The sequence below is a fragment of the Candidatus Pedobacter colombiensis genome (genome assembly GCA_029202485.1).
GTDB classification, from domain to species: domain Bacteria; phylum Bacteroidota; class Bacteroidia; order Sphingobacteriales; family Sphingobacteriaceae; genus Pedobacter; species Pedobacter colombiensis.
Window position 1 is genome coordinate 2,292,586 of the sequence record CP119313.1, and the last position, 24,935, is coordinate 2,317,520.

24 protein-coding genes are annotated in these 24,935 nt (G+C 37.6%); 12 read left to right on the forward strand and 12 right to left on the reverse strand.

Annotated features, from left to right (window positions below):
- Nucleotides 1-31: 31 nt before the first annotated feature.
- Nucleotides 32-3,037 (reverse strand): DUF2723 domain-containing protein, encoded by a 3,006-nt coding sequence (locus P0Y49_09740; GenBank protein WEK21419.1) that lies wholly within the window; start codon nucleotides 3,035-3,037, stop codon nucleotides 32-34.
- 534 nt (nucleotides 3,038-3,571) lie between these two features.
- On the opposite strand from P0Y49_09740, the gene P0Y49_09745 reads away from it, so the two are divergent.
- Nucleotides 3,572-5,752, forward strand: a complete 2,181-nt coding sequence (locus P0Y49_09745) for a TonB-dependent receptor (GenBank protein ID WEK21420.1) — start codon at nucleotides 3,572-3,574, stop codon at nucleotides 5,750-5,752.
- A gap of 72 nt (nucleotides 5,753-5,824) precedes the next feature.
- Here the strand turns inward: P0Y49_09745 and P0Y49_09750 are convergent, their stop codons facing one another.
- From P0Y49_09750 to P0Y49_09760, 3 genes are all read right to left on the reverse strand, one after another.
- On the reverse strand, nucleotides 5,825-6,454 hold the full coding sequence (locus tag P0Y49_09750; protein WEK21421.1) for a DUF6266 family protein: 630 nt from the start codon (nucleotides 6,452-6,454) through the stop codon (nucleotides 5,825-5,827).
- Between the two features lie 2 nt (nucleotides 6,455-6,456).
- The gene (locus P0Y49_09755; GenBank protein WEK21422.1) at nucleotides 6,457-7,125 is read right to left on the reverse strand and encodes a DUF6266 family protein; all 669 of its coding nucleotides are present in this window, start codon (nucleotides 7,123-7,125) and stop codon (nucleotides 6,457-6,459) included.
- A gap of 359 nt (nucleotides 7,126-7,484) precedes the next feature.
- Nucleotides 7,485-7,844: a DUF4180 domain-containing protein gene (locus tag P0Y49_09760; GenBank protein WEK21423.1), complete on the reverse strand. Its 360-nt coding sequence runs from the start codon at nucleotides 7,842-7,844 to the stop codon at nucleotides 7,485-7,487.
- 87 nt (nucleotides 7,845-7,931) lie between these two features.
- Here P0Y49_09760 and P0Y49_09765 point away from each other — a divergent pair, with 87 nt between their 5' ends.
- Nucleotides 7,932-9,074, forward strand: a complete 1,143-nt coding sequence (locus P0Y49_09765; protein ID WEK21424.1) for a serine hydrolase — start codon at nucleotides 7,932-7,934, stop codon at nucleotides 9,072-9,074.
- Nucleotides 9,075-9,077: 3 nt separating this feature from the next.
- Here P0Y49_09765 and P0Y49_09770 read toward each other — a convergent pair whose 3' ends face one another.
- Complete coding sequence (locus tag P0Y49_09770; GenBank protein WEK21425.1) at nucleotides 9,078-9,800, reverse strand: class I SAM-dependent methyltransferase; 723 nt, start codon at nucleotides 9,798-9,800, stop codon at nucleotides 9,078-9,080.
- 95 nt (nucleotides 9,801-9,895) lie between these two features.
- On the opposite strand from P0Y49_09770, the gene P0Y49_09775 reads away from it, so the two are divergent.
- Both P0Y49_09775 and P0Y49_09780 read left to right on the forward strand, forming a co-directional pair.
- Nucleotides 9,896-10,795, forward strand: a complete 900-nt coding sequence (locus P0Y49_09775) for a LysR family transcriptional regulator (GenBank protein WEK21426.1) — start codon at nucleotides 9,896-9,898, stop codon at nucleotides 10,793-10,795.
- A gap of 67 nt (nucleotides 10,796-10,862) precedes the next feature.
- Complete coding sequence (locus tag P0Y49_09780) at nucleotides 10,863-12,761, forward strand: DUF1800 domain-containing protein (protein ID WEK21427.1); 1,899 nt, start codon at nucleotides 10,863-10,865, stop codon at nucleotides 12,759-12,761.
- 134 nt (nucleotides 12,762-12,895) lie between these two features.
- Here the strand turns inward: P0Y49_09780 and P0Y49_09785 are convergent, their stop codons facing one another.
- Both P0Y49_09785 and P0Y49_09790 read right to left on the reverse strand, forming a co-directional pair.
- The gene (locus P0Y49_09785) at nucleotides 12,896-13,366 is read right to left on the reverse strand and encodes a hypothetical protein (protein ID WEK21428.1); all 471 of its coding nucleotides are present in this window, start codon (nucleotides 13,364-13,366) and stop codon (nucleotides 12,896-12,898) included.
- A gap of 353 nt (nucleotides 13,367-13,719) precedes the next feature.
- Entirely contained in the window at nucleotides 13,720-14,028 is a 309-nt protein-coding gene (locus P0Y49_09790; GenBank protein ID WEK21429.1) for a hypothetical protein, read from the reverse strand.
- Nucleotides 14,029-14,185: 157 nt separating this feature from the next.
- On the opposite strand from P0Y49_09790, the gene P0Y49_09795 reads away from it, so the two are divergent.
- Nucleotides 14,186-15,262 carry an aminotransferase class V-fold PLP-dependent enzyme gene (locus P0Y49_09795; protein ID WEK21430.1) on the forward strand — a complete coding sequence of 359 codons (1,077 nt, stop codon included), beginning with the start codon at nucleotides 14,186-14,188 and terminating at the stop codon, nucleotides 15,260-15,262.
- Between the two features lie 177 nt (nucleotides 15,263-15,439).
- Nucleotides 15,440-16,243, forward strand: coding sequence for a murein L,D-transpeptidase catalytic domain family protein (locus P0Y49_09800; GenBank protein WEK21431.1), 804 nt, complete (start codon nucleotides 15,440-15,442; stop codon nucleotides 16,241-16,243).
- 57 nt (nucleotides 16,244-16,300) lie between these two features.
- Here the strand turns inward: P0Y49_09800 and P0Y49_09805 are convergent, their stop codons facing one another.
- The 3 genes from P0Y49_09805 to P0Y49_09815 form a co-directional block, all read right to left on the reverse strand.
- Nucleotides 16,301-17,143, reverse strand: coding sequence for a VOC family protein (locus P0Y49_09805; GenBank protein WEK21432.1), 843 nt, complete (start codon nucleotides 17,141-17,143; stop codon nucleotides 16,301-16,303).
- A gap of 68 nt (nucleotides 17,144-17,211) precedes the next feature.
- Complete coding sequence (locus P0Y49_09810) at nucleotides 17,212-18,303, reverse strand: SAM-dependent methyltransferase (protein WEK21433.1); 1,092 nt, start codon at nucleotides 18,301-18,303, stop codon at nucleotides 17,212-17,214.
- Nucleotides 18,304-18,744: an Hsp20/alpha crystallin family protein gene (locus tag P0Y49_09815; GenBank protein WEK21434.1), complete on the reverse strand. Its 441-nt coding sequence runs from the start codon at nucleotides 18,742-18,744 to the stop codon at nucleotides 18,304-18,306.
- Between the two features lie 208 nt (nucleotides 18,745-18,952).
- On the opposite strand from P0Y49_09815, the gene P0Y49_09820 reads away from it, so the two are divergent.
- From P0Y49_09820 to P0Y49_09830, 3 genes are all read left to right on the forward strand, one after another.
- Nucleotides 18,953-20,032 (forward strand): universal stress protein, encoded by a 1,080-nt coding sequence (locus P0Y49_09820; protein ID WEK21435.1) that lies wholly within the window; start codon nucleotides 18,953-18,955, stop codon nucleotides 20,030-20,032.
- A gap of 100 nt (nucleotides 20,033-20,132) precedes the next feature.
- Nucleotides 20,133-20,666, forward strand: coding sequence for a DUF4142 domain-containing protein (locus tag P0Y49_09825; protein ID WEK21436.1), 534 nt, complete (start codon nucleotides 20,133-20,135; stop codon nucleotides 20,664-20,666).
- Nucleotides 20,667-20,702: 36 nt separating this feature from the next.
- A complete protein-coding gene (locus tag P0Y49_09830) occupies nucleotides 20,703-20,993 on the forward strand; it encodes a plastocyanin/azurin family copper-binding protein (protein ID WEK21785.1) in 291 nt (96 codons plus the stop codon).
- On the opposite strand, the gene P0Y49_09835 is transcribed toward P0Y49_09830, so the two are convergent.
- Nucleotides 20,994-21,386: a group III truncated hemoglobin gene (locus P0Y49_09835; GenBank protein ID WEK21437.1), complete on the reverse strand. Its 393-nt coding sequence runs from the start codon at nucleotides 21,384-21,386 to the stop codon at nucleotides 20,994-20,996.
- A 74-nt stretch (nucleotides 21,387-21,460) separates the two neighbouring features.
- Nucleotides 21,461-21,655 carry a hypothetical protein gene (locus tag P0Y49_09840; GenBank protein WEK21438.1) on the reverse strand — a complete coding sequence of 65 codons (195 nt, stop codon included), beginning with the start codon at nucleotides 21,653-21,655 and terminating at the stop codon, nucleotides 21,461-21,463.
- A gap of 165 nt (nucleotides 21,656-21,820) precedes the next feature.
- On the opposite strand from P0Y49_09840, the gene P0Y49_09845 reads away from it, so the two are divergent.
- From P0Y49_09845 to P0Y49_09855, 3 genes are all read left to right on the forward strand, one after another.
- Nucleotides 21,821-22,375 (forward strand): AraC family transcriptional regulator, encoded by a 555-nt coding sequence (locus tag P0Y49_09845; protein ID WEK21439.1) that lies wholly within the window; start codon nucleotides 21,821-21,823, stop codon nucleotides 22,373-22,375.
- A complete protein-coding gene (locus P0Y49_09850; protein ID WEK21440.1) occupies nucleotides 22,360-23,718 on the forward strand; it encodes a TolC family protein in 1,359 nt (452 codons plus the stop codon). The genes P0Y49_09845 and P0Y49_09850 overlap by 16 nt, the downstream gene beginning before the upstream one ends.
- Nucleotides 23,719-23,788: 70 nt before the next feature.
- Nucleotides 23,789-24,928, forward strand: coding sequence for an efflux RND transporter periplasmic adaptor subunit (locus P0Y49_09855; protein ID WEK21441.1), 1,140 nt, complete (start codon nucleotides 23,789-23,791; stop codon nucleotides 24,926-24,928).
- Nucleotides 24,929-24,935 lie beyond the last annotated feature (7 nt).

Consider the following 24,935-nt stretch of genomic DNA (forward strand, 5'->3'; position numbering starts at 1 on the left):
TTTTTAGCCACATTAAAACATTCTAATGTGGTTAATTGCCAAATTTTTTCATGTAATCATTTAGCTGTGCCTGTACCTTATTAGAAAGCGCAATTTGTTTACCCTTTTTGGTGAAATCAGCCATAGCGTTTAGCAATTGAAAACTGAACTGTATTTCACGCATATCTACATTGTTTTTATTTTCAGTATATAAGTGATAATTGTAATCCAATTGATCAACAACAGCTTTGTCAACAGTATTGATCAGCTTGCTACCAAAAGCAACATCATTTAATTGAAACGCCAGTTGAGCTAAAAACACCTTTTGACCGGCATAATCATAGTAAGGTATAATATCAGGCATTTGCTGATCATATTTATGCAGAGCCTTCAGCGCAAGGTCATTTCGTCCTTCCTGCATAAGACCTTCCATCAGATCAACAAAAGTTGATGTCATTACCGGATAATACACTGATCTCGATTGATGATCCAGATAGCGTGCATTTTTAAAATTACCAAACTCAAACTTGTTCATGATATTATTGTACATAACCATGGTGTTCGTTTTGCTCAGCTGATTATGAATTGTGGTATCTTTTTCAAGCGGTATTAAATGATATATAAAACCTTCTTTATATAAATAGGGTTGTAAACCAATAAAGTTCTCATTATTCATTGTTGTGGTAAAACAAATCGGCCTTTTCCAATCGTTATGCGCCAATATATCCAACATGGCAAGATTATCCTTGGTAATGTAGTTAGAGGTATATTGCCATTCCATACTTTTGGTCAGCTTGCTTTTCTGGTCTGAAGCAATTACACCATTTCTGATCACCTCATCCGGATTTACAGTGATTTTGAAATTTTTAGTTGGCAAATAGTTAGCATACTCGCCATTTTGGTATTGCATCATGATTTGTTTATCATCAGATGTGATAAAATCAAATACCTCTTTTAACTCTACAGGTCCGGCAATTTTCTGATCATTGTAATAAATAACATCTCTGACACCTTCCTTATACTTGTCATAAGGCATAGTAATAGGCAAGGGGGCTGATTGGTTCATTTTCTGCTGCATTTGATGTATATACCAGTCGGTGCCCAGAAGACTCAGGTTAACCGTACGAACATCAGGCCTTATCCCTTCAACTTCCTGAGCGTACCATAATGGGTAGGTATCATTGTCACCATAGGTAAACAAAATCGCATTTGGAGGGCAAGAAATAAGGTAGTCATAAGCCATATCACGAGCTACCCATTTAGTGGATCGGTCATGGTCTTTCCATTCCTTACTGGCTAACACTACCGGTGCCACCAAAAGACAAATAACAGTTGAACCAATAGCGGCAGCTTTAGCATTAATGAATTTACGGACGAACTCTGCAATGGCAATAACACTGAGTCCTATCCAAATGGCAAAGGCATAAAAGGAACCTACGTACGAATAATCCCGTTCCCTGGGCTGTATTGAAGGTTGATTAACATACAATACAATAGCTAAGCCAGTGAAAAAGAATAGTAAGAAAACAACCAGGGCATCTTTCTGTTTACGCTTAATATGATAATAAACTCCGATCAGACCTAAAATTAATGGCAACGCATATAATGGAGTATAAGTTATGCCATTAACTACTGATTTTGGCAGATGTCTGCCACCGTCGAAGATACCGCTTGTCCAGTTACCATCAATGCCACCACTATCTGTTTGTCCATCATTGTCATTATAACGCCCCACAAAATTCCACAAAAAGTATCGCCAATACATTTGGTTCATCTGCCAGCTAAACATCCATTTCATGTTCTCTACAAAGTTTGGAGATTTATCATCAGGAATCTGCAACCAGGCTTTATAAAACTGAACATCCTGTGGACTGGTACTATACATACGCGGTAAAAAGGTAGTACGATCGTAAACCGACTCAATCTTGCGTCCGGCATTTTCATACTGTGTTTTTCCTTTTCGGTAAATGATGTCGCCTTCTTTTTGCTCGATAATTTTCGAATCATAATATGGGCCGGTTAACAGTGGATTTTCTCCGTATTGGATCCGGTTAAGGTAACCATATAGCGTAAATGCATTATCAGGATGAGAGTTATTCAAATGAGGATTTGCAGCAGCCCTGATAGGGATATAAGCAAATGAACCATAGCCAAAATAAATGAAGGCAATACACAATAGCGCCAGGTTAAGCTTTGGTTTTTTATTTCGGATGCTATATACAATACCCCATACAATCGCTGCAACAAGTAATAATATAAAGAAAAATGCACCAGTACCAAAGCTCAAACCAAGTGAATTCACAAAGAAAAGGTCAAAATATGCAGCAAGTTTTATAGTATATCCCCGGATGCCATACTGTACAAAACCCAGTATTGCAACCCCGGTTAGGAAAGCCCAAATACCATTTTTTACAGTGATGTTTTTACTCCTTCGGAAGAAATACACCATTGCGATTGCCGGAATAGTTAACAAGTTCAGTAAATGAATACCTATGGACAGTCCCATGATGTAAGCAATGAAAACAAGCCACTTATCAGACCGGGGCTCATCAGCAACAGCTTCCCACTTTAATATTGCCCAGAATACAATGGCCGTACACATGGAAGATAAGGCGAATACGATGGTTTCGACAGCCGAAAACCAGAACGTATCAGTGTAGGTAAATGCCAAAGCGCCAACCAGACCAGACCCCATAATCAGGATAAGATTTAACTGATCAACATCGTCACCGCGTTTATTGAGGAGCAGCTTTTTTGCAAGTGCAGTTATCGTCCAGAACAAAAACATAATGGTTACACCACTAGCTATTGCTGAGCCCATATTCATAAAGTAAGCTACCTTAGTTTCATCACCGAGTGACAACAGCGAAAACATTTTACCTAACATGGCAAATACAGGATATCCGGGTTGATGGGCTATCTGTAAGCGATAAGCGCATGAAATGAACTCGCCACAATCCCAAAAACTTACGGAAGGCTCTAAGGTTAAAATGTAGGTAGTAGAAGCGATAACGAAACAAAGCCAACCTAACAGATTATTGATTTTTTTGTATTGCATTTATAAAGGTTTTTTTATGCCAGTTTAAATATCAGTATTTTATAGTTAACTATTAAAGAAACTATACCACATTAAAAAATTCTAATGTGTAATTAACTCAGGTTACGCGGTAAAAGCCGAATATTCGGAATTGCATTTTTAAATAATTTCCTACTTTTACATCGTGAAACTATTTGCATTCCTATTATCCATTTTCGTGCTTTTTCTGACCACAGTGCCTTGTTGTGCTTTGGAAGGTAACAAGAGGCATCAAGAAGAGCAGAAGCAGAAGAATTGCGATGAAAATGAAAAAGACTGCTGTAAGTGCTGTTCACCATTTTATGTTTGTGGTACGTGCGTCGGTTTTACAATAAATGTCTGTTCGGCTGTTACCTTTGCAGTAGTTTTAAAACCGGTTCTACATGGTAGTATTTATCTTCCTATAGAACTTAGCCAAAGTTTTTCGGTAATCTGGCAGCCGCCTAAATTAAGTTAATTTTTATTACAGTCTCTTTTAGACTGATTTTATTGGAATTACTTAATTACAAATACAACATGAAGAAATTAGTTGTGCTTATTGCAGTACTGTTTTTTACAGCTGCTGTCTATGCCCAAAATACTTATAAAGCGGTCATCAAAGACGCAAAAACAAAACAAATTATCCCCGGAGTCACCGTAAAGATATATGGATCAAATATAGGCTCAGTTTCGGGTGCTGACGGATTGGTTACCTTAAATAATATACCCTCCGGCAAGCAGGTTATCCAGTTCAGTTACGTTGGTTTTAAAACCGAAACAGATACTTTAATTTTTCCATTGGTACAAGCTGTACCATTGGAGATTAATCTTGAAACTGCTGAAGATGGCGAAAAGCTTGACGAAGTTATGGTTTCAGCAACAAGAAGTAGCAGGACTATAGCCAATATCCCTACCAGAATAGAAGTGATATCTGGCGAAGAATTAGAAGAAAAGGGTAATATGAAACCCGGCGATATACGTATGTTACTCGCAGAAAGCACAGGCATTCAAACACAACAAACTTCTGCAATTAGTGGAAATTCCAGTATCCGTATTCAAGGGCTGGATGGGAAATATACACAAATCATTCGCGATGGATTTCCTTTGTATTCAGGATTTTCAGGCGGATTGGGTTTACTCCAGACAGCCCCTTTAGATTTACAACAGGTAGAAGTCATTAAAGGTTCATCATCAACACTATATGGTGGTGGGGCTATAGCTGGCTTGGTAAATCTTGTCTCGAAGAAGCCAACAGATAAACGCCAACTCAATTTTCTTTTGAATGGAACTTCTGCTTTGGGACTTGATTTGAGTAGTTTCTATGCACAGAAATTTAAAAAAGTGGGCGCTACAATATATGCGGCTTATAATCATGGAACTGCCTATGATCCATCTGGTATTGGCTTAACTGCTATTCCTAAATTTGACCGCTTTACATTGAATCCTAAATTATTCATCTATTTTAATGAAGGTACTACACTTTCGGCCGCACTAAATACAACAATTGAAAAGCGAATAGGAGGCGATCTTGAATATATTAAAGGACATGGTAATGCGGCAAATAGTTACTTTGAAGAAAACAAAACCCAGCGGTACAGTACACAAGTAGAATTGGGCCATAAATTGAATGATAAAGAAAAGTTAGTTTTTCGTAATTCGATAAGCTACTATGATCGTGTTATTGGATTACCCGATTATCGTTTTTCAGGCTTACAGGTATCAACCTATACGGAAGCAAATTATTCACATAAAGCTGAAAGAGCGGATTGGGTATTAGGTGTTAACCTCCTCTCTGATCATTTTAAAGAGCATAAGAATAGCGATTTTGCATTAAGAAGTTACAACTACACTACTCTCGGTGTTTTTGCGCAAAACACTTTGAACCTAACGGAAAAGTTTACGATTGAATCCGGTATTCGTGGAGATTACCATAATGACTATGGTTTTTTCTTTTTACCTAAGGTTTCCGCTTTATGGAAAATCAATGAACATTTCTCAACCCGCTTAGGTGGTGGATTGGGATATAAAGCCCCCAGTGTATTCACTGAAGATGCTGAGCGTATTCAATTCAGAAATGTGCTCCCAATTGACGTAGCAAACACAAAAGCTGAACGTTCTTATGGAGCCAATTATGATGTGAACTACCGTACAAGCTTATTCGACGATAAAGTTGGATTTAGTATCAACCAGATGTTCTTTTACACCCGTATTAATAATCCAATACTGCTTGCCCCGACTACAATGGGTGATTTAGCCTATATCCAGCCAAATGGGAGATTGGACACCAAAGGCATGGAAACTAATGCAAAGATTACTTATGATGATTTCAAACTATTTATCGGATACACCTTTGCAGATGTTAACCAACAGGCCAATAATAGTGCTACAGTTTATCCATTGGTTTCTAAACACCGCCTAAACAATATCCTCATGTACGAAATTGAAGATAAATGGAAAATTGGCGCTGAAGCTTATTACTTTAGTAAGCAAAGATTGAATGATGGAACAGTAGGAAAAAGCTATTGGACAGCTGGCTTAATGATCGAAAAGATATGGGAACGTTTTTCCATTTTCGTCAATTTTGAAAATCTAACAGATACTCGTCAAACAAAGTTTGATACAATTTATACCGGATCAATTACAAATCCTGTTTTTAGGGATATTTATGCGCCTGTCGACGGATTTATTGTCAATGGGGGGATTAAATTTAAATTGTAAGGCTCCAGTTAAAGAGATTACGGTTCTGCAACAAGAAAAGGAGAGGGGCACACTTGTGTGATCCTTTCCTATTTAAAGTACGCCAACATAAACACTATCTCCAACTATCTTCCCATTGCCCGAATTGAAGTTCATGTAACAATGTAGGGTTTGGTTGAAGTAATGTGCAGGTATTTCGATAGTATAACTTTTTGCGTACCTGTTAACCGCGTTTAATAAAATAATGGCACTTCCCTCTGATGGACAATACACCAGAAAACTGGCCAGATCTGTAAACTGGCAATAGGCCGATTGGTTTTGTGGCAACCACCTAAAGGTTATTTTTTCTCCCTCCATTACCAACTGCGGCATTTCCGGTGCAACGATATGCCCTCTGCTGTATATTATTTTTGGATAGTTGATCAGCCATGCTTCTCCATCCTTAACAAATGCATGTTTATAATTGTAAGAGAAGGCTGCATTTACCTCGGTATTATGCTTTACGTATTGGTTAAAGCCGATATTGACCAGTTTGTCTATCGTACTCAAAAAGCCATTCAGTAAGCCGAGTTTAACTTGCGTTTCAAGTTGCTTTGATGTTGCCGGTTTCGTACTTTTATGAGGTAGAGCAGAAATCAGGTTCTGTCCCATATGGCGGCGGCCAATTGCCGGTCCTAGTTTCTTGCGAAAGCCACCTAGTATCCCTGATTTTAATATACCCATGTTCAGGATTTTAATTGTGAATCTTCAGGAGCGTCTGAATTAAAACTCCCCATATAAGTGCTGTTTGCCAGTTGCTTTCTGTTGGCAGCGATAAACGATATATAGGTCTCCATGTATTCTCCTTGTAAACTAGGCGGAATTTCCAGTACATCACTGCCGGATAATCTGCTGTTACCAAAAAGTGTATAAAAAACCTTTTCCCTTTTCGGAAAATAAGCCAGCATCATCACCTGATCTGTAGCTTCCGGCCAGGGCATTTCAGGGTTGGTATCCCAGTTGTACTGAAGGCCTGCTTCAGTTGGCATCACCTGACAGTTTTGGACAGGTTTAAGTGGTCCTTTACTCACCAGGAGCTGATCGTAGGCAATTTTTAAATTAGGATAGGTGCCCATGATGATATTCTTTTTGTTGGATTTAACAGCTTGATTAAAAGCATTGTCCCTGGCCGAAATCGCCTCAACACCAAATCCGATATTGATAAAATCCAGTAAACGACGCAGTAGCAGACTGGACAATTTGGTTTCTAGCCTGGATTTTAGCTGCAATTCGGTAGGTGGTTTGGTGGTTACACCAATTTCACGCGATACATTTTTACCATTGAGCATGTAGTAAACAATATTACCTAATTTACCTTTGTGGTTACCACCTGGGCCATTTTCTGTGATTGCCATAATTTATTTTATTAATTAATGACTTATATAAGAGCTTGTTACTAAAGATAGGGCTTAAAATATATCGGCCCAATAGCACGATTTATAATGACAAAAGTATGACTATTGATAAATTACAGGTAAAATCAAGTACTAAAATACCCTTACAATACCCTTGGAATACGGTTGCAATACCATATGGGGTATTGCAACCGTATTCCAAGGGTAGCTTAACGGTAAGTCAAGGGTAAATTAATTCAGGTGTCAACCTTGATTTTACCAATAATCAAACAGTTAGTAATATGAAAGTGTCTTATACTGTGTCCTATACTTGCACGCACACCATTTCTAAATTGATGAGGCTTGTGATTAAAATAGGATTACTGTGTTAGCCTTGCAATTGCTTCTTCAGCGCTATCTACAAAATTCACTTGTTTGCCTTTATTACTTTCATAAATAAAGTCTTTAATGCTTTTACGCTGGTATTTGCTGAAATCACCAACAATAGCCAGACGTACCCTGTAATTGGAGAATTTTTGAAGGATTTCTCCTGCAATACCATTTTTCAGGTCAAAAAAATCGGCGCTAATGTTTTGCTCCTGAAGGATGATTTTGTCGAAATCCTGATAGTACAGATCAACCAATAGCTGTAATCCTTCTTCTGTGCTTTTTATCAAGGTTTCATCAGAAACAACTTCTGCTATTCTTGTTTCCCCGGTTTGGTGTATTTCTATATTCATTCGGATTTCTTTTGAACCAAACATAAAAGGAAAAATTCACTTTTTTTAAATGAAACTTATATTGTATTTTAGTTTTTCAATAAACCGATGAATAAGATTTTATGCTGGCAGTTAGTTTTATCATTTTGCGTCTTGACCGTCTATGGACAAGTTAAAACACGAGTATCACTCGCAAAAGACGTAAACAATATTTTCGAGAAGTGGAATAAAAACGAATCGCCTGGCTATGCAATTGGCATTGTTAAAGGGGATAAAATGATCTTTTCAGCTAACTATGGCCTTGCCAACCTTGACTACAATTTACCAATTACAAGCAGCTCTGCTTTCGATATTGCATCAGTCTCCAAGCAATTTACTGCAGCTTGTATTGCGCTGCTGATTATGGATAAAAAAATCGATCTGGAAACGCCAGCCGAACGTTTTATTCCCGAACTGGCAAAATACAATGATACGATCCGTATTAAACATTTATTATACAATACCAGCGGTATTCCGGATTATCCGGGGTTACAAAGAAAGAATGGTCTATCCTGGGTTACCTTTAATTATTTTACAATTGACGAATGTATCAGAACCTCTTTGGCGAATGATACCCTTAGCTTTAAGTCGGGAATGAAATGGGATTATTGCAATGTTAATTTTATGCTGCTCACCAAAATCGTTGAAAAGGTAAGCGGTATGCCATTTTCTGAATTTGCGAGGCTAAAGTTGTTTGAACCATTGGGTATGAAGCATACGCTTGTCAATGATGATAATACCGAAATCATCCCTAATAGGGTAACGCCTTATAACCCGCGCAACAAAGCATATGTAGATGCCTATAACAAAGAGGGTATCCATGTCAACCAAGGGAGTGGATGGTTGCAGCACCCGCGAAATTCTCCACATTATGGTGGCAGTGGTGTTGTCACTTCTGTTAATGACTTTGCCTTATGGGAGGTAAACTTTAGCACTAGGAAATTCGGAGGCAATGAATTTTATGATTTAATGCATCTTAAACTTAATTTCCCGCATGGACGTAATAACCAGGCTTTCGGTCTTTATACAGAAAAGTATAATGGTCGAACATTTTGGGCTTGGGATGGCGGCGATTTTGGTATCAGTTCACAGGCAATGTATTTTCCAGATAAAAAAATTGCAATCATGGTCTTGTCTAACATGGGTAATGGTAACGCCGCAGAAAAAACCATTGAAATTGCTGATGTATTAATTAAAACAGGCTTATTATAAATGTTACTTTATTCCACCGAAAGCTGCGAAACAAGAGTTTTTATGCAGTACTTCCGTGGTTTTAAATCCTACTTTATTTAACAAATTAAGCTGATAATTTAAGGAACGCGGGGTATCCTCGTAGTCAATATAATCAAATACTTTTTGTGCGTATTCCTTACCACCCAGCTTTTCGAGGTAAGCTCTGTATTTATCTTGAAAAAGCTTATTCAGCTGCTGGAAGTCATGCGTAATTAAGTCAGAAATCCAGATGCTACCACCCGGTTTAAGCGCTTTGTAGACTTTGGTAAAAACTAGCTCCCAATCCTCATCGGTACGTAAATGGTGGAAAGTGGCAGCAGCCAACACAATATCAAAATGGTTATCCGGTAAATTAAGGTTACGCATATCATTTTGTATGATCGTTATCTTGCCATTTGTTTTTTCTGCTGCCCTTTCTTTTGCTCTAATTAACATCGGCATACTCAAATCATTCAATGTACAATTCAATTCAGGAATTTTACTAAGCATTTTTAAAGTATAATTACCTGCGCCACAACCTATATCAAGCAATTCTTTTGCATGAGGCGTAATATACTTTGCTGCCTCGGTGCATAATTCCATGGTAAGTGGAGCGTCGATGGTGGTTTGTTGTCCGTCTTCAAGATTTGAAAAGCGTTCAACATCATGATCAAACCGAACCTTAACCTCTTCGTTAGTAGCTTTTTGAGAATATGCTGTTTTCATATTTTAGTTATTTTGTTTGTCAAAACTAATGGCTTTTACCATATTTGAAAAATATCAATTTTGTCAATTGATAATACTTAATAGGTATTGCTCATATGGAACTCAGACATCTTTTATATTTCAAAACTGTTGCAGAAGAATTACATTTTACAAAAGCAGCCACGAGGCTCTTCATTTCTCAGCCACCATTGAGTCGCCAGATTAAAGAATTGGAAGAAGAGCTGGAGGTACAATTATTTACACGTAACAATAAACAGGTTACCTTAACAGATGCCGGGAAATATTTCAAAAATGAGGTGGATACAATTTTCGCCAAATTGGAAGAAAGTAAACATATCGTTCGCCAAATTCATTTAAGTATCAGTGGCGAATTAAAGATTGGTTATATCAGTTCCGTTTATCAATCTCATCTGGCCGAAATTTTAAAAGCAATGCGTATAGAATTTCCTTATATAAAAACGGGATTATTCGAAATGCCAACTGTAATCCAAATAGAAGCTTTGGAGCAAGGGAAATTAGATGTAGGTATTTTAAGAGCGCCTGTTATTTCCGAAAAACTAATTGTGGAGACCCTATTTTTTGATCCTTTCGTAGTGGTCATTCCGCATTCAGAACAAAAATTCAATACAAATAAGGAATTGGCCGACTTTTTAAAAAAGAGCCCGTTCATTTTCTTTAATAAAGAATTTGCGCCTCATTATAACCATAAGCTAATAGAGATTTGTAAACGAATGCAATTTACACCGGATATTACGCATGAAGCGAATAATGTGAATTCCATTCTACAGTTGGTAGAAGCGGGGCTTGGTGTGTCGATATTACCACTTTCACTTAAAAGGCAATACGACCATTTGAAAGTCTCATTTGTCGAATTAAAAGATATACCTGTAAACACTGAAGTGGTGGTTGCTTATAAGCATACCAACAGAAACCCTGCATTAAAATGGTTTATCGATAATTATAGTAATCCTAAGGTTGTTGTTCCATCAATATAAATAATCATTGGATTCAAAACTTTATCAAATTTTGACGATCTTAACGTTGTACTTAAAATAAACTGTTATGAGAACGTCTGCCAAAGTTGTCTGTTTGTTTGTATTTCTGTTTATCGCGACTATTTTCTGTACTGCTTTTCAAAAGGAACAGCCAGGAGCAAAATCTGCCTTTCCTTATAAACATGCAGGATTAAATAAACGGCAGGCTGCCGCACATCTTTTAAACCGTTTTACCTATGGGGCTACACCCGGACAAGTTGATGAGGTGGTGGCTATGGGACTTGAAAATTGGTTCAATAAACAGTTGGAAGGGAATTTGGCGGATGATGCACTTCGCGGCAGGCTGAGCGGTTATGATGCAATTCAATTGAGCAATACTGAAGTTCTGCGCGAATATCCTCCGGGTTTTGTAGTGGTGCAAATGGCGCTGAAGGACAGCATAATCAGTAAAGATTCTGTCGGAAAAGCTGTAGATAAAAAAGCTTATAATGAGAAGATACAGGCTTATATGGCCAGTAAAGGGCTTAAGTCTGATCAGGACTTGTATAAACAATTTATATCGCAGCACATTTTAAGGGCTGCATATACCAACAACCAGTTGCAGGAAGTGATGTCAGATTTCTGGTTCAACCATTTTAATGTTTCTTTTACCAAAGGAGAGTGTGCTCAGTTTATACCTGCTTATGAAAGGGACGTGATCAGACCAAATGCGCTTGGCAAATTTGACCAGCTGCTGATCGCTTCAGCAAAATCTCCTGCTATGCTTTATTACCTGGACAATTTTACCAGTCAGGGTGCGGCGGCCCCGGTCAGTCAGCCGGCAATGGGTATGATGATGGCAGCTGAGCCACCTAAGAATGTGCCGGGACTGAATGAAAACTATGCCCGCGAAGTGATGGAACTGCATACACTTGGTGTTGATGGCGGTTACACCCAATCGGATGTTACACAGGCTGCCCGGGTGCTAACCGGTTGGACCATTTATCCGATTAGCAGTACAGGTTATGGAAGTGCAATGAAAGGGCTGGTGGCTAAAATTGGAGAAAGCAACCTCGCCGCTAAGGGTTTTGTACATGAGGGTGACTTTTTGTTTACGCCCACCAGACATGATAAAGGAGAAAAGGTAGTGCTGGGAAAGCGTTTTGAAGCAAATGGTGGCTATGAAGAGGGAGTTGCGCTTTTAGAGATGCTGGCTCATCATCCCTCTACTGCTAATTTTATTTCCAGGAAACTGGCTGTACGTTTTGTAAGTGATAATCCTCCGGCCAGTCTGATCAGGAAAATGGCCAAAACATTTACCACACAGGATGGAGATATCAGACAGGTTTTGCTTACTATGGTAAATTCGCCTGAATTCTGGGATACAAAGGCTTTGAGACAGAAGACCAAATCGCCTTTTGAGTTGGCTATGAGTAGCGTTCGGGCCATAAATGCGGATATTCAGCAACCTTACCAATTGTTTAACTGGATTTCAAGAATGGGGCAGCGGATTTATTACTACCAGGCGCCGACTGGTTTTCCTGATAGGGGGCAGTACTGGATCAATACAGGATCTTTACTGAACCGGATGAATTTTGGATTGGCGCTAAGTTCCGGACGTATTCCGGGTGTAGTGGTAAACCTTGCTGCACTGAATCCTCAGAAGGAGACTGAAAGTGCAGGGAATATATTGGCTAGCTATAGTAAAATGATGCTACCTGAACAAAAGCTCGATCCGGCATATAAAGAAGTGATCCCATTGTTACAGGCACCCGCTGCAGCTGCTGCAACGAATAATGAAATGGGTAAACCAGCAGTTGTATCGCAACCTGCATTTGTATCTAATAAATTTTCGGGCATGGATGCGGTGTCGGGAGCAGAAGAACTGAATGATAAGAAGAAAGAAGTTGTTCCTGTAGCCAATAACAATATCCTGGCTCAGGTGGTGGGCATTATCATTGGGTCTCCTGAATTTCAAAGACGGTAAATCCATCATACCTGTGTTCCAGGTCCGCCAATCCAACCTTAAATACTGTTGTCAACAACAGTATTGTAATGATGCTTTTCTTTATCATAAGAGCTTAATTTAAATTTACCCTAGTTAAATAACTTTAGATTGGATTATTTTAATTGATATATTTTAGAATTTTGTGCAGGCTTATTTCTAAGTACAGGCTGAATAACGGACTTGTTATATTCGACTGAATTAAACACAATGGTATTGTTTTCGAAATTTATAGTTGAATTAATAACAATTGTATCAACTACATTATTACCATAATCGAATAGAAAAGTATTATCACCTTCATTAAAAAGCTTTTGAATTTCATTCCAACTGCTCGCAATTCTAAAAATGTTTTCCTCAGAAATAGTTATTATTTCCGTCACAGGTTTCGAAATCAGCAAATTACCATCGGGATCGATTTTCTTAATGATTAGTTGTTTGTTGTTTACAGCTGATTGTCTTGATTCAACTACAGAAAAATACTGCCCAGATGGTGGAAAACCAGGGCTGTCAGAGACTTTTTTTTTGCAACTACATGCCAGCAAAAGAAAAGAAAAGCCTATTGCTAATGCGCGATACTTTTTCATAAAAAAAATAAAAGGTCATCATCTTCAATTGATTAATTTCAATATATTAATTAAATAATAAGAAAATAAAATTATTACATGAATACCCTTAAATTCGTGGTAGAATATTCTATTTCTTACGCTAAGCTAATCTCAACCTAAATCAGATTTTACCATTAGTACGGAAATATAACAAAACGAAAGCATGTACGGATCTAAAAATTATTGTTTAATAAGGCTTATATTGAGCAACCGGCTCAAAATAAGATGAATACTATATAACCTGGTGTTTCAACAGCTAATATGTGTGTGAGTAGACAGCATAAATACTGCATGTTCTGATTTACCAAAACATGCAGGGTTAAAGCTTTTACTTAGATTTTTGATTCATATTCATGAACCCGTGGACTACTATACATATGGTGAAGTGGCATTATTGCCGGTTCAGCTTCTGAAAAACCATTTTTGGCAAGAATTGGCATTAATGTTTTGCCAAACTCTTTAAAATCAGCCTCAGATTCCCAAACATCTACAACCATCCAACTATTTGGAGTTGGCGCAGCAGCGTGATGTAATAAGCCTTTTGGATTGGCATGGCCAGCGGCCTGCAAATCTTTCCAAACCCGGTCATACTGTTCTGCCGTAACACCAGGCATGTCGAAACAAATCATTACTTTTTCCATGATTTTAAAATTATAATTTAAAAAGAAATTCATTTAGAACGTTGAATTTTCAGATGCTTTTCCGTTTTAGTCGGTGCGTTATAGAAACAACCTCTTTACTTTTATGTTTTTTATCTCTTGAAATAAAATAATAATGTACAACTATTACATTTGTTAAATGAACATCGCAGCACAATTCCCCGTATTAGAGAACTATACCTATCTTAACACCGCCGCTACAGGTGTTTTATCAAGATCTATACAGCAGTGGAGGCGGGACAATGATGAAGAGTTTATCCAACTAGGAAGCGAATTTCGTATACAGCAGAACGTTTTTTTTGAGGACTTAAGGCAGCATGTGGCCCGATTCTTCCAGGGCAGCTCGGAAAACACTTTCCTTGTACAGAATTTCTCTATTGCATTTAATACCTTTTTAGATGGATTGTCTCGTGACCATAGATTCCTACTGATCAAAAGTGATTATCCATCTGTAAATTATCCTGTGGAGTGTAGGGGATTTAGTTGTGCCTATGCAGCACTGGATGAAAACCTTGAACAAAATATATTAGCTCAAATAGAAGCGTTTAAACCTTCAGTATTAGCCATAAGTCTGGTACAGTATATCAATGGCATTAAAATCGATCTGGATTTCCTGAAAAGATTAAAAAATGAATATCCGGATATGCTCATTGTTGGTGATGGAACTCAATTTTGCGGTACAGAAAGGTTTAATTTCAAGGAGTCAGGCCTGGACGTGCTCATCAGCAGTGCTTATAAATGGATGCTGGGTGGATTTGGCAATGGATTTATGCTAATTAAGGATAATGTGTACAAATATCTATATCAGGATAGATTAAAATATCCTTTACCTAAAGAACCATTTTTAAATGACAAAAAAATGCTGTCGCTTTGTTTCGAACCCGGCCATTTGGATACACTTAACTTTGGTAGCCTGAAACAAGCTATTTTGCTATTGGAAGAGGTTGGTTTTGATTTCATTGAAGAAAGACTCCGTTCTATTGGCGAAATCGCAAAAAAGGCTTTTACGGATAGAGGTTTACTTTCCAGCGCGGTAATCCAAAGGGCTTCACATTCTACAATATTTAACATACCAGCGGATATTGAATTGATAAAAAGAATTTATGATGCCAATATACTTGTTTCGCCACGTGGCGAAGGCTTAAGGATATCTTTTCACTTTTATAACAATGAACAGGATCTGGAGCGCCTTTTGAAGGTTATTGATAGAAATTAGTTGTTAACGGCCACTGCTATTTTTAAGTCATTTTAAGGTAATTGTTAAACACATAGTTAGTTACGTAAAATTAAATACTTACATTTGTTCCTGTTGAACCTTAAACCATAAGCACCACATCTGTATAAACCTCTTACTTAAATATTATTTTTAAATTTAAAGAAGTAACTCTAAAGGATGAGAAAATGCATTTTAGGGTTGTGGACGCCATGTGTAATTTTATTGGCGCTGACCACAATCGGCTGGAGATCAGTGAAAAGGATTGAAGAACAAAAAGCGTCGGTACAACCAATAGCGGTACAAACAACTAAAACCGTAAACAGCGATTCGCTTTACAACAACTACATTAGTAAATTGTATGATAGTGCTAAATTGAGCCTTAGCGGTCTTAGGATCGAGGTTTTTGAAAGAGCCGTAACTGGTTTCTATAACCTTAGAAATTCGGGCAAGCTTGGTGGAGACAAATCTGTGGTTACCATTGCAGATTTTGACTTAAAGAGTACTGAAAAACGTTTATGGATCATAGACCTTAATAAAAAAGCCCTGGTTTTGAATACCTGGGTGGCACATGGGCAGGGTAGTGGCGGTGATAAGGCCGTGAATTTTTCTAATGCCAGCCAGTCCTTTAAAAGTAGCCTGGGATTTTATGTGACCGGAGAGGTTTACAATGGAACGCACGGGCGTTCTTTAAGACTGGACGGAATGGATGAGGGCTTTAACACCAATGCACGAAAGCGTTCAATAGTGGTACACGGTGCAAATTATGTTGGACCACAAACCATTTCTGCCTTGGGTAGATTAGGTAGAAGTCAGGGATGCCCCGCAGTGCCACAATCCGAGGTTAAAGAAGTGATCGATAACATTTCAGGCGGGACTGTATTGTTTATCAATTCCAGTGACGAACACTTTAATTCCAAGTATCTTGATGAGACAATGATGAGCACATTAAAACCCTGGGAAGGAAATGAGAATCATGTATAATATAGCTTGATAGAAACCGCATACCTCTTAGATTAAGGTATGCGGTTTTGTATTATATTATGCGTTTTCCAGATCTGCAATCACCAGCTTTTTCATTTTCATCAGTGCACCCATTACCCTTTGGCTCCGGGCCGGATCAGTAACTAATTTCCCGAGCGATTTAGGTATGATTTGCCAACTTACCCCATATTTATCGGTTAACCAGCCACAGGCAACTTCATTACCTCCACTGGTGGTTAACAAGTCCCAATATTTATCAATTTCTTCTTGCGTTTCGCATTCTACAACCAATGATATGGCATCATTAAAGGTAAAACCATGCTCTGCTGAGCTATCCATGGCCATAGCAATAAAATCATTGATTTTAAATTGCGCATGTTTCACGAAATCAACATTATCTTTATCTTCCTTACTATATTTCATGATGCCCTGGATATTGGAGTTGGGAAACAATTGTGTATAGTAGTTTACTGCACTTTCAGCTTTGCCTGCATTTTCACCAGTAAACATTAAAGTTGGGCAAAACTTTTGGGGTGTATCTGCTTTACTTCCGGTATATAATTGCCAGGAGATACCATATTTGTCTTGTACCCAGCCATATTTCGGACTCCAGTCATAGCTGTTTAGTGGCATAAATATACTACCACCTTCAATCAACTTATTCCAATATGCTTCTGTTTCTTCAGGTGTTTCTGAGATCACCATAAATGAAATGGCAGCATTGGGGTTTGAAGAGGGACCATCGTTAAGGAACATAAATTTTTGTCCGCTCAACTCAATTTGTACAACAAATGCTGAGGTTTGACTGATTTTCCCTTCTCCGAAAGTTTGAATATAAAAATCTGCTGCTTCAGCAATTTTACCTCTGATGGTTAGACAAGGATAAATGGAATTTTTCATAACTGTTAAGCTTTAATGTTAAGCATTTTATCTATGCTAAGATACTCTTTTCTTATAATATTGTGCCTTTAGATACAGTAGGCGAGTCCGGATAGTTTCTCTGCTTGTATACCTTTTTGCTGGATGAGTACTTTATATTTACTTCCCATATCCAGTAAGAGGGTATTACTTATGGCCGCAACTTGCGAGGCTGCTTTGGAAATATCTCGTTCATTAACAAAAGATTTAATAAGTTGCTCTCTAAATCCAAGAGACATTAAAAAATATCCCTGATTGGTAAGTCCACATGATTCTAATCCGTTTTTTGCTCCCCAATGTGCTAAGGCAGAAAAATTGATGTGGCAGGTCATATCCTGTTCACCGATATGATCGTAGGGCGAATCATTTACCGCATGTTTGTGGTAGCAGAGGAGGGTACCTTGACTTTTACTGGCTTTGTATAATTCCGAATTCTGGCAACCATAATCAATGGTAAGCACATATCCACTCTTTAGTGCGGATGCAATTTCGGCCATCCAATCCAGTGCTTGCAAATTAATTTCGGCGCAATACCCTCTTGGTAGATCTACATTCAATTCTGAGAAATAGTTTCTGAGTTTAGCACTTGCCGGATATAGTGTTTCCGAAAAACCATTTTGGTGATCAACAAATACTTCCATCAACTCATCTTGCATAACAACACGGTGAATGGCAAAATTATCTACCAGTTCATTTGATAACACGCAACCATTTATCTCTTTTATTTCTTGAATTGAATTGTACCATTCAACTTTTTCAGTTAAATGTTTTGCCTCCTGATTACACATTACGGGACTTTTTTCAATGATGCAGTAGCGCAGCTCTTTATACATCCTTTCATTATTTTTTAAATGATCGAGGATAGACCTGCAGAGGTCGCCTGTTCCTGCACCATATTCTACGATGGTAAAAGCAGTACTACCCATATATGCCCACATTTCTTCAAGCTGTTTTGCAACTATTGCTCCAAATACAGGCGTAAGGGTAGCGCTGGTGTAAAAATCACCATTCTTTCCAATGATTTCCGGACTTGATGTATAATATCCCATTTCAGGATGATACAAACAGGCCTCCATAAAATCATGGAAAGAAATTGGTCCCGTATCATGTATCTGCCGGATAACGTGCTCAGCAAGTTTCATTTATTTAATACTGATTTCCCTACTTTTCCTTTTGGATTCTTCTCTTTTAGCTGCGTTAATCGTTAACACACCGTCGGTATAGCTTGCTTCAATCTTACCATCGTCTGCTGTATCCGGGAGTGAAAAGGAGCGTACAAATGAGCTGTAACTATATTCTCTCCGGTTATACCTTTTATTGGTTTCAGTATGTTCAGATTTTTTCTCTACAGAAATAGTCAGCACGTCATTGTCCAGACTAACCTTAAAATCGTCTTTTTTTAAGCCTGGAGCGGCTAGTTCAATGTGATATTGATCGTCCGTTTCACTAATGTTGACGGCAGGTACTCTTGAAGTTAACCGATCGGAAATAAAAGAGTCGTTAAAAAATGATTCAAAAATGTTGTTAAACCCAGGGGCCATAAGGTCCCTGTTGTTTTTTTCATTAAACTTTACTAATGCCATTTTATTATCCTCCAATTTTGGTAACTAGCTTATTCTAGTCACAGGTATGAACAGTTGTAAAAAAAAGTAGTTTGTTTTTTTTTATAAAACTGTTGTCATCTGTATTTGTTCTCTACCCAAAGCTTGTTAGATTTTTAAGGCTTTCACATTTTTATAACGCGCTTTATGATATAGAGAATTTAATTCTCATTAAAAGAGGGATAATATAATGGAAACATTTTCTGTAATATTCAAGACAGGTAGCCTTGAATTGTGTGCTATTGTTACTGCATTTGATCATTACCGTCAATTTAAGATACAAATGGTAACCAATGAACCTTCACCGATTATGATGAATCGTACATTGGATGGGGTATGGAAGATTGTCGAACGTGGTGAAAGAAAGATTTCTGATCAGGGATTTCTGGAATTACAAACAGCGATTGAAGCAAAGTTGGATAAGTTTATAGGCGTAGAACACATGTTGGTGCTTACTGATTTTTCGGATGCTGCGCAGAATGCTTGTATGTATGCAGCGGCATTAAGCAGACAATTGAAAACGACAAACCTGATGCTGTATCATTCGCATGCTGCTGTATTATTGCCACCAACGGGCTTTGCTCCGGTTATTCCAAAAGTAACTGAATCTTCGAAAGACAGTTTGGAGAAGTTAACCAACCTTAAAAATATGTTGCAGCCACTGGTATCTTCTAAAACAGAAATAAAGATACAGAGTGATGAAAGAACTTTGCTCGCTGCTGTGAACATGCTGGTTCAGCAACAACGTGCAGGTCTTGTAGTTGTGGGGATTACCGGAAGGAGCAAGCTGGAAAGAGCTCTTATTGGTAGCCATACTTTAGATTTGGCGAAAGACAGTCTTGCGCCCTTATTAATTGTACCACCTGGTGCTGTTTTTAAAAAAATTGAGAAGATAGTTTTTGCATGCGACTTGAAAAAGGTAACGGAGTCGACCCCGGTATACGAAATAAAAGGTTTTGTTGATGCGCTGGGAGCAACTTTATTCATCTTAAATGTAGATCGAGATGGCGCACGTTTTAATCCTGATACCATTAAAGAGATCCATGATCTTCATAAACTGTGGGATGGTGGAACACCCGAATATCATTATACTGACCATGAAGATACTGCCACCGGAATTATGGAATTTGCAGACAAGATTAATGCCGATCTCGTGATCACAGTTCCTAAAGCTTATGGTTTTTTTGAGAGTATTTTACATCGCAGCCTTACTCAAAAATTGGCTTACCACACACATCTCCCTTTACTATTGTTTAAAGAGGAACAATAGTTTGATCATTGGCTTTGTTATGCTATAAAGTATTGTTACCCCTTTTAAATGCGGATACTTTAATATTCAAACCATAAACTTAAAACTTAAAGACATGAAAATGATTAAATCACTAGTTCGAATTACCATCATTATGATGGCGCTATCAATGGTGTTTACAACCGTATTACTTGCACAGCATCCCAAATTGACAGATCCTGAGGTAGCCTCTGTTGCCGTTACGGCTAACCAGGTTGATATTAATTATGCCACCATAGCTAAATCAAAATCTAAAAATGCAGATATTCTTAAGTTTGCTGAGACGATGTCAACTGACCACAAAGCGATCATTGACCAGGCGGTTGCCTTGGTTACCAAATTAAAAGTAACCCCTAAAGACAATTCAGTAAGCAAAAAATTAATGGCTGATGCTGAAAAAACTAAAAAAGTTTTGCTTTCAAAATCAGGAAAAGCATTTGATAAAGCCTATATTGATAATGAGGTAGCTTATCATAAAGCGGTAATTTCAACTGTAGAAACATTGTTAATTCCATCAGCTAAAAATCCTGAATTAAAAGCGTTGCTGGAAAAAATTATTCCTACGTTAAAAACTCATTTGGCTCACGCCGAGATGGTACAGATGCACTTTAAGTAGATTAACATGATCAGGTATCATGCTTGTCTCCTGTTTATGTGCTTATTCTTGAGTTGGAGTTGCTCAACTCCTGGAAAATCAAAAACATATACAGTGGAAATTAAAGACATGAAATTTGTTCCGGATGATATCACCGTTAATAAAGGAGATACCATAATCTGGATTAACCGGGATATAGTGCCTCATGATGTAACTGAAGAAGAAACAAAGGCCTGGACTTCCAGGCCTATACTTCCTGGAAAATCGTGGAAAATGAAGGTGACAGTACCTTCAAATTATTATTGCAGTATTCATTTGGTAATGAAAGGCAGAATTAGGATTCAATAATTATACAAGAACTCTGCCTGAGCCGCCTTTCATATGATTGAGCTTGCTGATAAACATAACTGCCATAGTTGCTGCTTTTTTCTTCGTAAGTTCAGCGATTTCCCCTTCAAAAAGGCTTTCTATGGTATCATTGAATAATAATAGCCAGCGTTCAAAGTGTTTTTCATCAATAGGTAAAGGGGCATGTCTTGCAAATGGATTTCCGGAAAATCCAGGAACACCAAACAAAACAGCATTCCAGAATGCGTACATTTTTTTAAGATGGGGCTCCCAATCTTGAATAACATTGTTAAATACCGGCCCAATAAGTTCGTCTCGCTGTACTCTCCCATAAAAACTATTGACAAATAAAATGATGTCATCAAGTTCTGCTATATCTTGTTTCACTCCCATACCTTTTTCCTTTGTGTAGGGGACAGGGCTATTAACCCACAAATACTAGAAAAAATCCCCATAGTGGGGTAAAGTTAACATACTTTGCTTGAATTTTCGGATTCTATTTTTTTCTTGACATTTTGTGTAGTATCATCAAAAGAACTGCCTTTTTTCCAGTCCCGGTCTTCCCGAAAATCTTCATCAGCATGAAAATAATAATTTGGTCTTCGTGACGCTTTGGTTTTCTCAGCCCCAATGCTTTTTGGGGTTTTACTTTTTGTTTTCATGATCGAAAAAATAAGTTAGGTAAAATAGGTAAACACACTATGTCTCAGAATGTTTGAATGAACTGAATTAAAACCCACATTTAATATAATTTAGTGTTGTTAAAACAATTTGAATGCCATTAGGTTATCTATAAATTATAGAACACTTTCCAAATAAATGGCTTTATGAAGTTTTATATTAAGCACATGTTTAGTTTTCGGTGCAGGATTGTGGTGGAGGAAATATTAAAAGAAATGCAGTTGAAGTATTCGGCTGTAGATTTTGGTTTTGTTGAGCTGACGGATAACATTTCCTTGCAGCAGCGTCAGGAATTTAAAGCTAAACTACAAGGATCAGGTCTTGATCTGTTAGACGATAAGAGAAATATTCTTATAGAGCGGATAAAAAATGTGATCATCAATTTAATCCATCATCCGGATATGTTACCAAGAGTAAATTGCTGTGAATACATTAGCCATCAACTGGGGTATGATTACACCTATCTGGCCAATGTATTTTCTGAGGTAAAAGGAATAACCATTAAACAGTTTATCATCAACCTTAAGATTGAAAGGGTAAAAGAATTACTCCTGTATGAAGATTATACCTTAAAAGAAATTTCATACCAACTCAATTACAGCAGTGTGGCTCATTTATCGAACCAGTTTAAAAAAACTACCGGATTAACTCCTAGTTATTATAGGCAAACTTTTAATTTAAATCTATGCGAATCAAATTAAGGGTCTCTCTTTTCTTGTTTTGCCTGTTACAACTGACCTTTGGATATGCTCAAAATTTACTTGTAGGTACTCCTGATGATCATAGTCCTTCATTTACATTACAGCAATGTATAGATTATGGCTTAAAACATCAGCCACAGGTGCAACAGGCTTTAATTGGTCAAACCATTGCCAGGATTAATAACGCTATAAATTTAGCAGATTGGTGGCCCAAAGTTAATGCGACGGGAAACTTTACGCATTATTTTAAGTTACCCACCAGTTTAGTGAATACTGCCCCGACTGGCCCTCCTTTAATTGTCCCGGAACAGACAGGAGTTTATAATACTTTAATACCCGGTGCCGGCGTCACACAGAATATATTTACCCCTCAATTGTTATATGCATCCAGCACTACAAAACTATATGTAGAACAGGCACGTCAAGTGACCGATAGTGCTAAGATTCAGTTAGTTTCTGCGTTAAGCAAGTCTTTTTATACTTTATTGCTGACCTTGGAACAGGTTAACATTTTAAAGGAAGATACTTTAAGGCTGGGACGCAGCTATACAGATGCTTATCACCAATATGTTGGTGGAATAGTTGATGAAACTGATTATCAGCAGGCGAATATTTCTTTGAATAATTCTAAAGCACAACTTAAACAGGCCAATGAAAATATTATCCCTCAGTATGCGCTTTTAAAGCAGTTAATGGGCTACAAGCCGGAAGATCAGTTTCATATCGTTTCTGATACGGTAACAATGTTGAAAAGTATTGAAATAGATACGACTAAACAGTTAAAATACGAAAAGCGTATTGAATATAAACAACTGCAAACGGCAAAAGCTTTGCAACAAAAGTTAACGAATTATTATAAATGGTATTATTTGCCATCAATATCAGGATTTTACAATTATAACTATGTATATGAAAACAATAGTTTCAGTCAGCTTTTTTCAACAGCTTATCCGAATTCTTATTTTGGATTTTCATTAAACATCCCGGTCTTTACAGGCTTTTTTAGGGTTAATAATTTACGGAAATCTAAACTTCAGGAAAAGCTGCTGGATTGGAATGAGACGAGTTTAAAATCCAGTATCTATGTTCAATATACTACAGCTATGGCCAATTATAAGGGTAATTTGTATAACTTAAAGGTATTGAAACAAAATGTAGCGATGGCGAGGCGTGTTTATTTTGTCGTAGATCTTCAGTATAAACAAGGGATTGTTCCTTATTTGAATATGATAACTGCGGAGTCTAATTTGATCACATCTGAAATAAACTATTTAAATGCCTTGTTCCAGCTATTGTCGAGCAAGATAGATATTGAAACAGCCATGGGCGATATTTCTTATTGATAGTATTATGGATACATATAAATCTACCTTCATAAATAGAATCATACTAATCTCAGGTTTAGTGAGTTGTATGAGTTTTTTCTCTTGCCATAAGAAGAGTCCTCCTCCAGTTCATCCTGTAGCTGTTAACTTATATGAAGTACAAAAACAAACAGTTGTTTATTACGACAATTATCCAGGTACGATGCAATCGCTAAATCAGGTTAATCTGCTTCCTGTAGTGCAAGGCTACATAACCGGTATATTTTTTAAAGATGGCAGTGCAGTGAAAAGAGGGCAGGTACTTTATGAAATAGATAAAAGATTATACCAGTCTGCTTACGATCAGCAGGTGGCGAATCTAAAAGTGGCAGTGGATAATTTAAAACAAGCACAACAGGATGCGGATCGCTATACTTACCTGAATAATTATAAGGCGGTAGCAAAGCAATTGTATGATCATGCTATTATTGCACTTCAAGTAGCCCAGAGTCAGGTGAAGGCAGCCGAAGAAGCGGTTAAGACGGCGAAAACAAACCTTAATTATGCAGTGATCACTGCACCCTATACAGGAACTATAGGCATTAGCCAGGTGAAATTGGGAAATATGGTTACTGTTGGTCAAACGATATTAAATACGATTTCTACCAATGATCCGATGGCAGTTGATTTTCTCCTGAATGAGAAACAGCTGGTAGATTTTGAAAATATTCAATATGGTAAAGCTTCAAATCGTCCGGACTCGCTCTTTACCCTATTGCTCCCTAATGATACGCTATATCCGCATTTAGGGAAAATTTCTTTTATTGATCGCGCGGTAGATCCTCAGACAGGATCAATTTTGGTCAGGCTTATTTTTCCTAATCCAAAGAATTTACTTAAAGTGGGAATGAGTTGTGTGGTAAGAGTACATAATCTGGATACCAAGCCACAAATGCTTATTCCAAGCAAAGCTATCACCGAGCAAATGGGCGAATATTTCGTATTTGTTGCTCAGCAGGATACTGTAAAATCCCACATTGATACTATAGCTACCAGAGCCACCGCTACTGGCCCGGCACTTGCGGCTTATCAAAAGAAAATACAAATAGGACAAACAATCGGTGCAAATGTGATTGTCTTGTCGGGAATTAACGCCGGGGATAAAATTGTAGTGGATGGAATTCAATTTTTGCATAACGGTTCAAAAATTTCTACAGGTAATCATAGTAAACAAGATACTAACCAATAGGATGTTC